This window comes from Komagataeibacter sp. FNDCR2 (assembly GCF_021295395.1).
In the GTDB taxonomy this organism is placed as follows: Bacteria; Pseudomonadota; Alphaproteobacteria; order Acetobacterales; family Acetobacteraceae; genus Komagataeibacter.
The window spans coordinates 127,562-142,855 of sequence record NZ_JAIWOU010000001.1 but is presented as its reverse complement, the minus strand read 5'-3'; the positions used below and the strand labels follow the sequence as shown (position 1 = coordinate 142,855).

The following is a 15,294-nucleotide window of genomic DNA, read 5'->3' as shown; positions in this document are numbered from 1 at the left end:
GGATTATTCCATCTTCAGGCTGAGTAACCAGTCATCCGTCACAGGCTCTCCTTTTTCTCCCCGCATGAATGCGTCCATACGGGTCGCGACTTCAGTGTGAGGCATGCCAAGCGTGCCGAATGACGAGAAATCTGTTGCCAGAAACGGATAGAATTTTAACCCTTTCCGACCAGTGAAGGAGGTGTCTGCTCCTGAATAACGTGGGGGCTGCCGCATTATCGAGAGCGCATCCCCGTAGGTTATTTCACGCCCTATTACGGCAGCCGAACTACGGGCAGTCATGTTGTTGGTCAGAAACATCGACCCCGTTTCCTTGTCCCAGCGCGGTTTGACGATGATGGTGTGAAGCGAACGAAGACCGCAATGTGCCAGCCGTCTGATCATTCTGAGTTCGCCATCATTCAGACCGAAGGTCAGAGGCCGGCCGGACATGGGGTATTTATGTTTGATTTCGAGGTGCCAGAGCTGATTGCCTTGCAGGTAAATGCGATCGACATTCCATACATACTGAAACCAGGGCTGAATGCCGAAATTCAGGAATATTCTGGGCAGAATAACGCGTTGACCGAGTTCGGTTCCATAATGTTCTGACAGGTAGCCCCAGAAACTCTGATTGATGCGTTTTGTATCTCTGACAGATGCATCAATATCGAATGCTGAAGGCTCATTTTTACCCGACAGCTTTTGGGCCAATTCAGGAAGGGGGAACCATGTGGAAACCCGCTTTCCTTCCCTACATTCGGCCGCAGTGAAACGTTTATGGCCACTGTCAAAACGGACAAGTATAACCCGGTAATGTTGTCCGAGTGCAGCGAGATATCGTCCCAGTCCCACCGGGCTACTCCTGTCCCATACAAACGCATAGGTAGCCTTATCTCCAGGATTGACTGCTATTGCCGTGTTGGCATCAATTAACCGGGGGACATCTTTTTGTTCGCCGGGAAATGTTTCAAGATACTGATCAAACAGACTTTCTATCACCAGGCCTTCAGCGAGGCGATGTTTGTCAAGAGCAAGAAATTGCCGACACAGATCATGATCGGAGAGATCAAGTCCTGTCAGGTCGCCGAATGGTGTCTGCATCTATCTGAATGTTTTCATAAAAATTTCTGTGGAACAGCCTATCTAGTATCTCAGGTTTTGTGTGATTTGGATACACAGTATGATCTTGCCCGCAACGTGCGCTTGGTTCTCGCTTGGGTGCTGCGGGATATTGTATGCCGTTTTGGTGTGTCGAATGAAGCCTCTGGCGTTATGCCAGTGGAACTGGTTGAAGGCATGACGGCGTTGTAATCGGTTCGTTCAGTATCCATCCAACGTTTCACGATCGGGCAGGGATGCCGTCCCGATTGCACCGCATTTACGCACAGAGCTAGGCTCAGGACCCATTGATATGAGTGTCAGGATGTGATTCAGGCTCGTTGAGGAGACTGAAGATGAGTGACCTGTATTGGCTGACGAACGAGCAGATGGAGCGTCTGCGGCCCTTTTTCCCGAAGAGCCATGGCAAACCCCGCGTTGATGACCGTCGTGTGTTGAGTGGGATCATTTTCGTGAACAGAAATGGTCTGCGTTGGCGTGATGCACCCCAGGAATACGGTCCACACAAGACGCTATACAACCGCTGGAAGCGCTGGAGCGCTATGGGGATATTCATCCGCATGATGGAGGGACTGACTACCGGCAAGGCAGAGCCTCAGACGATCATGATTGATGCGACCTATCTCAAGGCACATCGCACAGCTTCGAGCCTGCGGTTAAAAAAGGGGCTTCAGGCCGTCTGATTGGGCGCACCAAAGGCGGGATGAATACGAAGCTGCATGCCGTCACCGACCGGAACGGACGTCCGCTCGACTTCTTCATGACAGCAGGCCAGATCAGTGATTACACCGGGGCCGCTGCCCTTATGGACGGTCTCCCACCAGCCGAATGGATGCTGGCGGATCGGGGCTATGATGCTGACTGGTTCAGGGATGCCTTGGAGGAGAAAGGGATCAAACCCTGCATTCCGGGACGGAAATTCCGAGGGAAACCCATAAAATACGACAAGCGGAAATACAAAAGACGCAACCGTATCGAGATCATGTTCGGGAGGCTCAAGGACTGGAGACGGGTCGCGACACGCTATGACAGATGCCCCACCGTATTCTTCTCGGCGATCTGCCTCGCCGCAACCGTCATATTCTGGCTATGAGTCCTGAGCCTAATATGGCGGAGATATACCAGCAGCGGATTGCGTCCCTCTATGAAAGCCTTCAGGCTGAAGAGACGAAGACCGAGGCGGCCGAACGCCTGCGCACCCTGGTCTCGCAGATCACGCTCCAGCCGGCCGACGGCGAACTGGCGATCATCCTGCGCGGCGACCTGGCGGCGATCCTGCAGTTTGCGGCGCACAAGAAAAACGCCACGGTCCATCCGGACAGTGGCGTTCTTGATGCGTTCGTATCACAAGTATCGTTGGTTGCGGGGAACCGCACACTACGATCCCGGCGAAATGTGGCGAATGGTCATTCGCAAGCGTCGTTGGTTGCGGGGGCAGGATTGCTTCTCAGCTTGCAGCAATCACAAGTTGAGAGCAAAGCGGGATTAAGAGGCTGTTTTAATGAACTTTTTTCTGCCCATGCATGAACTCTTACTGAAAATAAATCGCCCCTGCCCTCATAAAACGTAGAATTTATGCATCCAAAGCCACGTCAGCTTCCGCCCTCAAGTCGGTCGTCAGCGGCTAACCAATGCATCCTGAGAGCGGACATGCAGATACTAAAGGTCAATATGTGTTTAGACAAACGTCCGCTAAGATTTTTTTTCGAATTAGACCCCAGTTCAAGGCTTATTGCCGTCACATTGTTTTGCTGCGAATGCGATGGGATCAAGTACATCAATGTCTAAAATCGAAGCTTTCAGAACTATGGATACGAGTTCTCTGGCACCTCGAACATTTAAAGTCGGTCCTGAACCTGCATGGGACAAGGCAGATCGGACATTATACAATTGACCTGCAAGTTTGGACTTGGCAGATTGTTCGGTGGGGTCGCCTCCTATTGCACGAACTGCCCTAGACACAAGAGCACGAACTGCCGCACCATGAGAGCTTTGTTTTAAATTTGTCAAACTTGAAATCAAACCAGGGTCATTTAGTTTATTTGCTTCTTGTATTTTTTCATCTACCCACTGCTTCGTAGCATCTTCACGTTCACTTTTAACCGCTAGAGAATCAAGAATTGTCAATTGGGCCAGAAAGATTGATCTTGGTAAGACGTCGTATCTAGAAGCGACTTCCAAATCGAGTGCTGCAACAAGCCGTATATCTGTTACAGGCGAAATACTGTTTAATTTAGTGCCCAATACAAGAGTTCCGTCCATATAGGAAGTTATATTTGGCACTCCCCACTCGGGATCAGGGGTAAACGATGACGGTATTAATGTTGGAATTCGACCATCATATTTGGAACGTGTTGCGATATTAAGCTCGCCCTACCCAATCCGGAAAGAAGCTTTTTCTTCGAATGCTAAAGCAGGAAATTTTTCTTTTAGTTCTTTCCATAACTGATGGGCTTCGACTTCATTCACTGGATCAAAAATTAGCCACTGTTTAATTACGCCAGTACTTGCCGAAGTTAATGAAACCGAATTTGGCAAATTTCGTTCGAGCAGCCGAGCACGCTTACCGAGAACATTTAAACATCCATTGGGAGGAAGTTGAAACCAATCGCCACGTGTTGTTTCAATGGGGACGTGAAGCCAAAACAAAATGGGAGTGTTCATAATTTTATGCTCACAAATGCCTAATCGTCATGGGGAAATTCACACTACGTAGAATCGTGCATCGTGTGTATTTTAAAAGAACCCTATGACATTATATCACATAGAATGGAGAAAAAGTTGACCGCGACCTGGCACCTTGAATCTGAAATTGTACATGATCTTTGCCGGACATCCAAATGATGACTATTCGAAGACTTTCGGATGGCTCAATGCTGATTTTTGCGGACGATATCGACCCAGGAGAACGGTTCTTAGTCGCTGCCGATCTGGTAGCCACTGAGTTGCACAATTCGCTTTTTCAACTGTCATGTAATGAAAGCAGTGGCGACTCTAAGAACCGCTGCATACTATCCTCGCTTGCGGTCGAAGAATTTTTCAAATGTGCGGGATTTAAATCTAAAGTGCAATCTGTCGTCTGCGTTATCCGCGGTGCTAATTGGCCTGGTTCGCCAAAGTCAGTCAAATTCGGTGGCTCACATACAGCCATCTTGGGTGACCCCAACGCACAATGTGGAACTGGAGAATGGGCCGGTCATTTAATAGCCTTGGTTGAGGTTGAGGGGAATAGTTTCTTAGTCGACACTACCCTCTATAACCGTATCCGCCCTCAGTGGGCTGAGTTAACTGGAATGGTGGTAATTTCAACGCGTCCAGATCGATTGCGCTTGTTCCAAGAGCAGGAATGCTGCTCGTATCTGGGTGGCTACGCGTCGACAGACGGTGCATGGGAAATTTCATATTACCTGAATGAGAGCAATAATGTTTGGGCCAGCGCGCCAGATACACGAGAGGAAGCACGCTGGAAAGCGCCCGCCCATGCATTGGCATGCAAACTACAAAATCTCATCGAAAGCTAGATCGATTTTGTAAACGACCGATTATATTATCTTATCGCTCGACACCGGACATTCGGCTCCCCCGCCCGCCCCTTAAGCGCCGATCTGCTAAATGAATTTGAAGCAGACAGGCGGAACGCGCCCTCATCTCAGACGCCCAAGCGGTTATGACGATTGCCCGAAAGCCGACATTGTCAGGTGAACCGTCGAGCGCGGTTCTGCGTCTGGGGGAGGCGCCATGGCTTCATTATCCGTCAGAAAAATGATGCGGATCTTCGATCTAGCCACTATGGGATGGGGATGATGTCCGACTATGATTTCAGCCAGCTCAGCCCACACGACTTCGAACTGATGTGCCGTGACCTGCTGCAGGTCGAATGGGGCCTGGTACTGGAATCTTTCAAGGCAGGCAAGGATGGCGGGATCGACTTCCGCTACGCGCAGGCTGGCAAGCAGATCATCGTCCAGTGTAAGCGGTTCGTGGAGAGCGGGTTCTCCGGGTTGCTGCGTGAATTACGCAAGGAAGCCGACAAAGTCCGTAAGCTCAAGCCGGGCCGCTATGTGCTGATGACCGCGGCCCCCCTATCGGACGCGAATAAGACAGAGATCGTTGACGTGATAGGCGCCCAATTTCTCGTCAAGGCCGATATCTTCGGATGCGCCGACCTCAACAACCTGCTCGGCCGCCATTCTGAGGTCGAGCGGTCCCACTATAAGCTCTGGCTCGCCAGCACCAACGTGCTCGAGACCATGCTGCACAACGACATCATCACGCAAAGCGACTTCCAGGTCGAGAAGATTCACAGTGAGATCAAGCGCTACGTCCAGGGGAACGCCTACCCGCGGGCGCTGGTGGCGCTCAAGTCAGACCATGTGGTAATCCTGTCGGGACTTCCCGGCGTTGGAAAGACGACGCTCGCCAATATGTTGCTCTACGAGCATCTCGCCAATGGCTTCGAGCCGATCATCGTCCGCGAGGATTTCGCCGAGGGGAAGGCGATGCTTCGGAGAGGAAAGCCCCAAATCTTCTATTTCGACGATTTCATGGGCACCACTTTCCTTGGCGACAGAGGCTCGAGCGACCAACAGCGTGAGTATCGCGCGGCCCTCGAATTCATCGAGATGGTCGGCGCGGCCAAGGATAAGCGTCTGATCCTGACCACTCGCGAACAGATGCTCCACCAAGCCTGGAATGCTTCCGAGCAAATTCGCAATTCCGGACTGATGGATCGCAAGGTGGTGATCCACATGGGCGACTACAGCATGCAACAGCGAGCTGAGATTTTCTACAACCACGTCTTCTTCAGCGATCTGCCACCCGAGTACCGCGACGAGCTTTTGAAAAACCATTTTTACTTGCGGATCATCAAGCACGATAAGTTCAACCCGCGCCTGATCGAGTGGTTGTCGAGCTATCGTCGACTTAAGGATATACCAGTCGACGGCTATCAAAGGTTTGTCGCGCAGCTGCTGCAGGATCCGGCAGAGATCTGGCGGCACGCCTTCGATGAGCAGATCAGCGACGCTGGGCGCAGCTTACTGCTCACCATGTTCAGTTTTGGCAGCCGAATGAGCGACGCCGTCCTCCGGGAAGGTTTCGCCGCGCTCCACGCGCACCGCGCACAAATCTATGGCCTGCCGCGCCGCCCCAACGACTATACCCGGGCGCGTGTCGAGCTTCATGGCGCATTCGTCCGGCCGACAACCTTGGATCGGATTGAGTTCATCAACCCCTCGCTGCTCGACTGGCTGAACCGCGTGGTATGCCAGGAGCCTCAAAACGCCGTCGATCTGATCATGGGGGCTGCGTGCTTCACGCAGGTCGCCCAAGTCTGGAACTTTGTCCAGTCGGCGGTCGGCGGCGCTAGCCGGGAGGTGCTGCGCCAAAACATTGCCCTGCTCGCACCGATCATCGGTGAACTCGCCTTGGCCGAGCGGGCCATTCCCCATGCGGAAGGCGTATTTTATCGTACGCCAAGCTACGAGGAGCGGCTCGCGACGCTTATTCGGATGGCGGATACGTTGCGTGTGTCGGCGCTACTCCCCGCTATCGGAGAAGTCATCGCGCGAATCAAAGGGAGGTGGTCGGAAACGTTCTGCGATATCAAAGAGACGGTCACCGCAGTGAAGGCCTATGAGCAGGCAGTGTGGCAAAATCTCGAGCACTTTGCGCCATTTTTTAAAGATTGTGTAGACAAACTCATCACCACTGTCGAGCACGAGGACGATTGGGATTTGAACACACTGCACGCGTCGCTCGAGCAAATCGATTATTTAGCGAAACCGAGCCATCTCCTCAAAATACATCTCAAGAATGCGTTCGAAGTTGTCGTCAGAGATAGCCTATCCGAAGAGATTAGTCGATGCGGTTCTTACGAAGATGTCTGCAGTCTGATTGATACGCTCGAATATTTAGGCCGAAGCTTGGGAGTAGACGTCAGACATGAACTCTCCAGAGTGCGCGAAGCCCACAGCGAATATTTTGAATATGAATATCAGTACTCCTATGACCGTGTGGGCGAGTATCGCGAAAACGAGCGTATGGAATGGGAGAGCGACGAGAGCATCCGAGAAATGTTTAGATCGCTGCGCGCCGGACACTGACCCGTCGGGCTATTTGTCGAACCGACATCGGACACGCACATTCGAAATATCGGTGAGCGAACGCTTTCGCGGCCAGATCGGCCGATCCTCCACTACATCCACTCCCGCTGGCGCAAGCGGCCATTCAAAGTTCGAGGCGCGAATGTCCGGATGCGGTCGGTAGCGTAATGAACGTGAGTGCTGGGAATGGCTGCTTTTGGTCATCCCTTCCCAATAACCGACATTCCGCCTGCCCCCCCTTCCCGACAAAATCATTAAACTGAAAAAACGGTATCAGGCCGGTCCGCCGACCCTACCTCCCCTTAACCGATACCATCATGACACGAGACGCTCTGCCAACCAGCCATTGAGATCGGCGATCTCCGCACCGACGATCTCATGCGCCATCGGGTAGACATGCCAGGCAACGTCATGCCCCTCGGCACGCAGCCAGTCCCGTGCGAGGCGCGCCGCCGCCAGCGGCACGACCGTGTCGCCTTCACCGTGCGCCAGAAAAACCGGCGTCGCGCGGTTTGCTTCCGTTGCCTCCCTTCCCGTCTGCCCGGCCAGCGGCAGATAGCCCGACAGACCGGCGATCCCTGCCAGTGGCAACGGGTAGCGCACCCCGGTCATCAGCGACATCGCACAACCCTAGGAAAACCCGCCGAGCACGATGCGCCGGGACGGAATGCCGCGCGCGACTTCCTGGTCGATCAGGCTCGTCAGATAGGTCTGGGCATCACGTAGCCCTGACTCATCTTCCCGCAGAAGCAGGTCAGGCGCGAGAAGATCATACCACGCCGGCATGCGCTCACCACCACAGACCGAAACCGGCCGGACAGGTGCGTTGGGAAAAATGAACCGGACCACGCCGATGGAGCTCAGGTCGAGCGCCTGGGCAAGGGGCACCAGATCCCGGCCACTCGCCCCCAGGCCGTGAATAAGGATGATCGACGCAACGGGATTTTGCCCTGTTTCGACCTCCAGCGCTTTCAGCGGCTTCATTCCCTGCTCCCTTCACCATTGGCGTTCGTAATGCTTGATGAAACCATGGTACGGGTATAATCGTACATTATCAAGCATGCGGAGGCTGTCATGAAACTCGAAATCTGGTCCGACTATGCCTGCCCCTACTGTTATATCGGCAAGCGGTTTCTCGAAGCCGCCCTAGCCGAGTTCGAACATGCCCGCGAAGTCGAGATCGTCTTTCGAGCCTTCGAACTCGATCCCACGTCGGGTCCAGCAGTGACCACCACAACGCTCGACCGCATCATGCGGAAATACGGCAAAAGCCGGAGCGACGCCGAGGCCATGATCGACCACATCACATCCATGGGCGAGAGATGCGGTCTCGACATGCGCTATGCCTCGGTCCGCTACACCAACACCTTCGACGCACACCGGCTGACCAAATTCGCCGAACAGCACGGTCACGGCGCGGAGATGAAGGAGCGGCTGTTCCGGGCCTATTTCACCGACAACTCCCCCCTCGCCGACCATGACGTACTTGTCGGCCTTGCGCAGGATGTCGGTCTTGATGGCGACGCCGTGCGCGCCATGCTGTCGAGCACCGACTTCGCCGAAGCAGTCAGGCACGATGAAACCCGTGCGTCACAGGCGGGCGTTCATGGCGTGCCCTTCTTTGTCTTCGACGGTGCCTACGCTCTTTCAGGTGCGCAGCCGAAAGCACAATTTCTGGCCGCCCTGCGCCAGTCATGGAACGAGGCACGCAAAACGGCGTCCGAGAATCCTACCGCCGGCATGACCTGCGACAGCACGGGATGCGTTATCCCGTCTTCCACCTCCGGCAGTCCCTGAGCAAAGCCGTCCCGCCGGCAATCCCGTCAGGCAGGCGCGCCTTGGCGGGACCGGTCGTATTCGGAAATCGTCTCCTGCGTGAGTGGGTCGCTGGTGAGCGGACCAAGAATGGAATCCAGCAGACCGGGAAACCGGCTGTCCAGATCCTCGCGCCTCAACTCAAGACGGTATTCCCGACCGATATGGCGCTGCCAGACCACGCCGCTGTCACGCAAGGCGCGCCAGTGATGGGTCATGGTGGATTTCGGAATCTGCGGCAGCACATCACAGCAAGGATGTTCGCCGCCCACGGCAATCGTCCGCACGGCAGCAAGACGGATGGGATTGCCCAACGCCGTCAGCACGGCGTCGAGCCGGATATCCTCGCGTTTCGGATGACGTGCGATCATGCGTGGATTGGTACGCGTATCATGGGAGCGGGTCAAGAAAACGCTGCTTCCGAGCCCCCGTCATAAGCCTGTGTCCCAATAAGACTGGCCTTTAATCCGTATGTACGTCTATGTTCGTATCATTGAGACTCGTTCATGACGACCGGAGGCCGCCTTGCCACCCAATTTCCTACTCCATACCCATAGTCCAAAGCGGGTCGCCGCCGCATCACGCGCGGCCCGGCTGATTCTCGTTGTCCTGATGCCGGGCCTCACAGGCTGCACAGTCGGCCCGACCTACAAGGCTCCCCTATCACCAGACGCCGCAACATTTGGCGAAACCCGGTCGGAAACCGCGACCGTCGCTTCGGCCAACTCCACGAAGCAGGCTGCCGGAAAGCCAGTCTCCGACTGGTGGCGTCTCTTTCGCTCGCCCCGGCTGGACACCCTCGTCACCGAGGCACGTCGGAACAACTGGTCGATCCAGTCAGCCCAGGCCAACCTTCGCAAGGCCGCTGAGGGGCTCCATGCCGCGCAAGGCAGCCTGATGCCTCAGATCGACGCCACCGGGACCGAGGGGCGGCAGGAATACGGGGCCGCCCTGTTCGGTCCCTGGGCGTGGACCTTCCCGGCCTTCTCCGCCTATTCGGCCGGCCTCGACGTTTCCTATGACCCCGATATTTTCGGTGGCAACCATCGGCTGGTGCAGATGGCCGGCGCGCAGAAGGATGCCGAACAGGAGCGCCGTGATGTCACGATGCTGCTGGTGATCGGCGACACGGTCCTGACCGCCTTCGAAGCGGCCTCGATAGCAGACCAGATCGCCGTGGTCCGCAGCGTGATCGACACCGACCGGGAAACGCTCCGGCTGGCGACGCTCGCCTGGCAGGCGGGCAGGAGGCCCCGGCTGGATGTCGTGACCGCTGAAGCACAACTGGCGCACGACCAGTCTCTTCTGCCACCACTGATCAATGCCCATGAGGCCGCGCGAACGGCGCTGGCCGTCCTGACCGGGCATTCGCCCGCCAACTGGACTGCCCCGACCTTGACCCTCGCGGATTTCAGCCTCCCGCCTGACATCCCTGTGGTGGTGCCATCCGAACTCGTTCACGCCCGTCCGGACATCATCGGCGCCGAAGCCATGATGCGCGCGGCGAATGCCGAAATCGGCGTCCGGACCGCCGACCTCTATCCCCGCCTGACCCTCAGCGCGGCCGTCGCCGCCGAGGGGCTGATGGGCGGCCCTGCCGGCGCGGCATGGCGTCTGATCGGTGGCGCAGCTCTGCCGCTGTTCCATGGCGGCACCCTGATGGCCCGGAAAAAGCAGGCGGAAGAGGATTGCCGGATCGCTTTCGATCACTACCAGTCGGTAGTCATCAATGGCTTCCGCGAAGTCGCCGATGGCCTGAACGGCCTGATGAACGCCACGACGGAGCTGGACAACCAGCGGCAGGCCCTGACCTCGGCCGATGACGCGCTGACCCTGAGCCAGGCCGGTTATCAGGCGGGCCGGGAGACCATCCTCCAGCCGATCAACGCCCGACGGCTCGTTCTGCTCGCGCGCCAGAACACGGTGCGGGCACAGACCGAGATGTTCCGTCAGACGGTGCGGATCATGGTGGCGACGGGCGGTGGCCTGGCCGACGCCCATGTCACATCCGATCAGTGGCGATCCGTCCGGCTCGCGGCGCGATGACCGGCATCTGATGCGCGTTCGGCCTCCAATGTCCGGATTTTCCAGCCCTTTAGATACGTATATCCGCGTATAACAATAACTTCGGGAGATATCTGTGCGACGCTTCTTCGTCCCCTGGCACTATGCCACCGCTCTCGCGGTGCTGATGTCCCTGCCCGCCGCCGGCAGGGCTGCGGACACTCCGGCAACAGCGGTATCCGTCTGGCCGGTCAGACCCGTCCCTTTCGCCGCCCATATCGAGACGATCGGTCAGGTCGAGCCGTTCCAGGGGGTAACGCTCTCCCCTGAAATCGCCGGCCGGATCACTGAACTGGATTTCGATTCCGGGGCGATCGTCCGGAAAGGCCAGCTGCTCCTGGTCCTCAATGACGCACCGGAACAGGGCGAGCTGATCCGCCAGAGCGGCGAATTGCGCGCGGCCGAGGCCGATCTGGCCCGTGCCCGTTCTCTCATCCGCACCGGGGTGGAGAGCCACGAGGATCTGGAGACAGCCACGGCGCGCTTCGAAGCAGCGAAAGGCAATGTCGCCAGAGTGCAGGCGGTGATCGACCAGAAGCATATCCGCGCGCCCTTCGACGGCTCCGTCGGGATCAGACAGATCAATCTCGGCCAGTATCTGAATCCGGGTGATGCCATCGCCACGCTGACGTCCTACGCCCGGATGCGAGTGAACTTCATCCTCGCCGAGGAGAACGCAGCCAGCGTGCAGCTCGGGCAGACCGTCCACCTGACATTCGACACGACGCCGGGGCAGGATTTCACCGCCACGGTCACCACCATCGACCCGCGCATCGACGGTTCGCATACGCTCTCCATTCAGGCCCTGCTCGACGCGCCGCCGGCCGACCTGCATCCGGGCACCTACGCCCATGTCTCCATTGCCGCGAAGGTGGCGCCACACCTCGTGGTCCCGGAAACCGCCGTCACCTATACCGCCTACGGAGAGACGCTTTTCGTCGAGCAGCCATCCACCGATGGTCCGACCGTCACCGCGACGGCTGTACGCGCGGGCGACCGCCGCAACGGATGGGTGGTTATCGATGACGGGGTGAAGCCGGACGACCGTGTCGTAACCAGCGGCCAGAACCGCCTCGTCACCGGCGTGAAGGTGCGCGAGATTCCGGAAGTCCTGCCTCTGGCCGGCCTGCGGGAACTGGCACAATGAGTTTTACTGATCGCTTCCTTCGGCGGCCTGTCCTCGCGATTGTCGTGACGATCCTGATTGTTCTCTTCGGGATCAAGGGCTTCAATTCCATCGCAACACGTCAATATCCGACCCTCGAAACCTCCACGATCCTGATCTCGACCCGCTATCCGGGGGCATCATCGGATCTCATGCAGGGCTTCGTGACCCAGCCGATCAGCGAGGCCGTCGCGTCCGTCGAGGGCATCGATTATCTTTCCTCCACCACCACGCAGGGCCTCAGCGTGGTGACGGTGCGCATGATGCTGAATTATGATTCCATGCACGCCCTGACCGACGTGATGTCCAAGGTGAACGCGGTCAAATACCGCCTGCCGGAAGGCGCGTATGATCCGGTCATCAAACGCACCTCGGGCGGCTTTACCGCCGTCGCCTATATTGGTTTTGCCAGTACGACGCGGCCTCTCTACGAAATCTCGGATTATATCCACCGGGTCGCAGCACCGATGCTCTCGGGCATAGAGGGTGTATCCGAGATCAGTTATTTCGGAGAGCAGCGCCTTTCGATGCGGCTCTGGCTCGACCCAGAGAAGCTGGCTGCCAACGACATGACGGGCGAGGACGTTGCGCAAGCAATCCGGGAAAACAATTTCCAGGCCGCACCCGGCAGGATCCGTGGCGTTTATACGATCAGCAATATCAACCTCAACACGGATCTGAAAACGGTCGAGGAATTCCGTGATATGGTGCTGCGCTCGGCCGGTGGCCGGGTTATCCGGGTGCGGGACATCGGACGCGCAGAACTGGGGCCGGACAATACGGACACCAGTTCGCAAACCAGCACGCTTCGGCCACCGAATGGCAAGCCGACGCCACGTCCTTCGATCTTCGTGGGGCTGGAGCCGTCGCCGACGGGCAACCCGCTGACGATCATCTCGCGTCTCAACGAGATCATGCCGAAACTCAAGGCGACGCTTCCGCCGGGAATTGATGTCCGCGTCCCTTACGAGACCGCGCATTTCATCCAGGCGTCGATCGACGAAGTCACCGAGACCTTCGTCGAGGCGCTGCTCATCGTGATCCTGGTGATCTATCTCTCCCTCGGCACCGTGCGGGCGGTGATCGTGCCGATAGCGACCATTCCGCTGTCAATGCTCGGCGCGGTCGGGCTGATGTACACCTTCGGGTTCAGCCTGAATCTGCTCACCCTGCTGGCGATGGTGCTGTCGATCGGGCTCGTGGTCGATGACGCCATCGTCGTGATCGAGAACGTCCATCGCCATATCGAAGAGGGCAAATCCCCCTTCGACGCCGCATTACTCGGGGCTCGTGAGGTAGCAGGCCCTGTTGTCGCGATGACCCTTACACTCACAGCAGTTTACGCCCCGATCGCTTTCATGGGTGGACTGACAGGCACGCTGTTCCGGGAATTCGCGCTCACGCTGGCCGGGTCCGTCATCGTCTCCGGGGTCGTCGCACTCACCCTGTCGCCGCTCATGAGCGCAAAATTGCTCAAAGCGAAAGAAAAAGAAGGCTTCATGGAACGGATGGCCGAGCGTGCCTTCGGTTTCATGACCGCGCGCTATGAAACCGTGCTCGACTTTTCGCTACGGCATCGCTGGGTTCCACTCGGCACGGCAGCAGTGATCTTCCTTCTTATTCCGGTCATGCTGCATGTCTCGCAGAGCGAACTGGCACCCAATGAGGACCAGGACATCGTCTATACTGCGGTCAAGGCTCCGCAATACGCCAATCTTCATTATGTCGAGACCTATGCCCAGGCGCTTTACGAGAAGATGTCTGAAATCCCGGAAGGCCATAGCCACTGGCAGATGAACGGAATCGATGGAATTGCCAACAGCGTTGGCGGTGTCAATCTCGATGACTGGGGCAAGCGCAGGCGTAACGCCGATCAAATCCAGATGGACCTTCAACAGCGTGTTGCTTCCATCCAAGGGACCAGCGTCTTCGTGTTCCAGATGGGGGCGCTACCGGGTTCAACGGGCGGCCTGCCAGTCCAGATGGTCGTTCGCAGTGATGACACCTATCGCAACGTCTTCAGCATCATGTCACACCTGCGGGAAGAAGCCTCTAAAAGCGGTCTGTTTGCCGTGGTCGATAGCGACCTCGCTTTCGATAATCCGGTTGTTCGGGTCACGGTCGATCGGACCAAAGCCAATGCGCTCGGGATCCGTATGGAGCGGATCGGCAACGCGCTGAATACGCTTATCGGGGAAAACTACGTCAATCGCTTTGGCTATTATGGCCGGTCCTATGACGTGATCCCGCAAGCCGTTCCCCTGTCCCGCCTGACACCTGACGCGCTGAAGACCTATTATATGCGCGACCAGAACGGCCATCAGGTACCGCTGTCGGCCCTGGCTAGCGTGCGCGTCGATGTCGAGCCCAACCGCCTGCCCCAGTTCGGCCAGCAGAATTCGGCCACGTTTCAGGCCATTCTCGCCAAAGGTGTTACGATGGGTGACGCCGTGAGCTTCCTGAAGGCAAAGGCGGCGGAGTTCCCGCCCGGCTACAGCTATGACTGGCAGTCTGATTCACGTCAGTATGTACAGGAAGGAAACGCACTGATTTTTGCGTTCCTTTTCGCACTGATTGCGATCTATCTCGTCCTGTCGGTTCAGTACAACAGCTTCACCGACCCGGTCATCATCCTTGTCAGTGTGCCGTTATCCGTGTTCGGCGCCCTTATTCCGCTCGCTCTCGGTGTGACGACCTTAAATATCTATACCGAAATCGGACTCATTACGCTGATCGGGCTGGTCAGCAAGCATGGCATCCTGATGGTCGAGTTCGCAAACGAGATTCTTCATCGTGACAATGTAGACCGCAGGACAGCAATCGAGACGGCGGCCGCCATCCGTTTCCGACCGATCATCATGACCACAGCAGCAATGGTCGTGGGGCTTGCGCCCCTGGTCATCGCTACCGGTGCGGGCGCGAACAGCCGCTTCGGACTAGGCACGGTAATCGTTGTCGGCATGATCGTCGGCACGACCATGACGCTGTTCGTTCTGCCCTCGGTCTACACGGTCATCAGGCCGCGCCGCAGCAAGACGGTGTGAC

At 56.9% G+C, this 15,294-nt stretch carries 12 protein-coding genes and 1 pseudogene; 8 read left to right on the top strand and 5 right to left on the bottom strand.

Annotated elements, in window-relative coordinates:
- Window positions 1-3 precede the first annotated feature (3 nt).
- Window positions 4-1,083: a hypothetical protein gene (locus LDL28_RS00720; protein ID WP_233056748.1), complete on the bottom strand. Its 1,080-nt coding sequence runs from the start codon at window positions 1,081-1,083 to the stop codon at window positions 4-6.
- Window positions 1,084-1,436: 353 nt separating this feature from the next.
- On the opposite strand from LDL28_RS00720, the gene LDL28_RS00715 reads away from it, so the two are divergent.
- Both LDL28_RS00715 and LDL28_RS00710 read left to right on the top strand, forming a co-directional pair.
- Window positions 1,437-2,194 (top strand): IS5 family transposase gene (locus LDL28_RS00715; protein WP_233056747.1). Its coding sequence is split into 2 segments (ribosomal slippage): window positions 1,437-1,758 and window positions 1,758-2,194, totalling 759 coding nucleotides; the frame shifts between segments, so codons are not numbered across the junction.
- 14 nt (window positions 2,195-2,208) lie between these two features.
- Entirely contained in the window at window positions 2,209-2,628 is a 420-nt protein-coding gene (locus LDL28_RS00710) for a hypothetical protein (protein WP_370636190.1), read from the top strand.
- A 195-nt stretch (window positions 2,629-2,823) separates the two neighbouring features.
- Here LDL28_RS00710 and LDL28_RS00705 read toward each other — a convergent pair whose 3' ends face one another.
- Window positions 2,824-3,345: a hypothetical protein gene (locus LDL28_RS00705; protein ID WP_233056746.1), complete on the bottom strand. Its 522-nt coding sequence runs from the start codon at window positions 3,343-3,345 to the stop codon at window positions 2,824-2,826.
- Window positions 3,346-3,474: 129 nt separating this feature from the next.
- Window positions 3,475-3,765: a hypothetical protein gene (locus LDL28_RS00700; protein WP_233056745.1), complete on the bottom strand. Its 291-nt coding sequence runs from the start codon at window positions 3,763-3,765 to the stop codon at window positions 3,475-3,477.
- Between the two features lie 209 nt (window positions 3,766-3,974).
- On the opposite strand from LDL28_RS00700, the gene LDL28_RS00695 reads away from it, so the two are divergent.
- Window positions 3,975-4,622 (top strand): hypothetical protein, encoded by a 648-nt coding sequence (locus LDL28_RS00695; RefSeq protein WP_233056744.1) that lies wholly within the window; start codon window positions 3,975-3,977, stop codon window positions 4,620-4,622.
- Window positions 4,623-4,904: 282 nt separating this feature from the next.
- Complete coding sequence (locus LDL28_RS00690) at window positions 4,905-7,205, top strand: restriction endonuclease (RefSeq protein WP_233056743.1); 2,301 nt, start codon at window positions 4,905-4,907, stop codon at window positions 7,203-7,205.
- Window positions 7,206-7,520: 315 nt separating this feature from the next.
- Here LDL28_RS00690 and LDL28_RS00685 read toward each other — a convergent pair.
- Window positions 7,521-8,189, bottom strand: a pseudogene (locus tag LDL28_RS00685) (alpha/beta hydrolase).
- Window positions 8,190-8,279: 90 nt separating this feature from the next.
- On the opposite strand from LDL28_RS00685, the gene LDL28_RS00680 reads away from it, so the two are divergent.
- Window positions 8,280-9,002 (top strand): DsbA family oxidoreductase, encoded by a 723-nt coding sequence (locus tag LDL28_RS00680; protein ID WP_233056742.1) that lies wholly within the window; start codon window positions 8,280-8,282, stop codon window positions 9,000-9,002.
- A gap of 26 nt (window positions 9,003-9,028) precedes the next feature.
- Here LDL28_RS00680 and LDL28_RS00675 read toward each other — a convergent pair whose 3' ends face one another.
- Window positions 9,029-9,427, bottom strand: a complete 399-nt coding sequence (locus tag LDL28_RS00675) for a helix-turn-helix transcriptional regulator (RefSeq protein WP_233056741.1) — start codon at window positions 9,425-9,427, stop codon at window positions 9,029-9,031.
- Window positions 9,428-9,632: 205 nt separating this feature from the next.
- Between LDL28_RS00675 and LDL28_RS00670 the strand changes: the two genes are divergently transcribed.
- The 3 genes from LDL28_RS00670 (at window position 9,633) to LDL28_RS00660 (ending at window position 15,293) form a co-directional block, all read left to right on the top strand.
- Window positions 9,633-11,066, top strand: a complete 1,434-nt coding sequence (locus LDL28_RS00670) for an efflux transporter outer membrane subunit (RefSeq protein WP_233056740.1) — start codon at window positions 9,633-9,635, stop codon at window positions 11,064-11,066.
- Between the two features lie 94 nt (window positions 11,067-11,160).
- Window positions 11,161-12,231, top strand: a complete 1,071-nt coding sequence (locus LDL28_RS00665; RefSeq protein WP_233056739.1) for an efflux RND transporter periplasmic adaptor subunit — start codon at window positions 11,161-11,163, stop codon at window positions 12,229-12,231.
- Window positions 12,228-15,293: an efflux RND transporter permease subunit gene (locus LDL28_RS00660; protein ID WP_233056738.1), complete on the top strand. Its 3,066-nt coding sequence runs from the start codon at window positions 12,228-12,230 to the stop codon at window positions 15,291-15,293. The genes LDL28_RS00665 and LDL28_RS00660 overlap by 4 nt, the downstream gene beginning before the upstream one ends.
- Window position 15,294: the final 1 nt, after the last annotated feature.

Excerpts from the sequence above, each read along its gene's own strand:
- LDL28_RS00720 (WP_233056748.1), bottom strand. The coding sequence starts at position 1,083 with ATGCAGACACCATTCGGCGACCTGACAGGACTTGATCTCTCCGATCAT.
- LDL28_RS00710 (WP_370636190.1), top strand. The coding sequence starts at position 2,209 with ATGGCGGAGATATACCAGCAGCGGATTGCGTCCCTCTATGAAAGCCTT.
- LDL28_RS00700 (WP_233056745.1), bottom strand. The coding sequence starts at position 3,765 with ATGAACACTCCCATTTTGTTTTGGCTTCACGTCCCCATTGAAACAACA.
- LDL28_RS00695 (WP_233056744.1), top strand. The coding sequence starts at position 3,975 with ATGCTGATTTTTGCGGACGATATCGACCCAGGAGAACGGTTCTTAGTC.
- LDL28_RS00690 (WP_233056743.1), top strand. The coding sequence starts at position 4,905 with ATGTCCGACTATGATTTCAGCCAGCTCAGCCCACACGACTTCGAACTG.
- LDL28_RS00680 (WP_233056742.1), top strand. The coding sequence starts at position 8,280 with ATGAAACTCGAAATCTGGTCCGACTATGCCTGCCCCTACTGTTATATC.
- LDL28_RS00670 (WP_233056740.1), top strand. The coding sequence starts at position 9,633 with ATGCCGGGCCTCACAGGCTGCACAGTCGGCCCGACCTACAAGGCTCCC.
- LDL28_RS00660 (WP_233056738.1), top strand. The coding sequence starts at position 12,228 with ATGAGTTTTACTGATCGCTTCCTTCGGCGGCCTGTCCTCGCGATTGTC.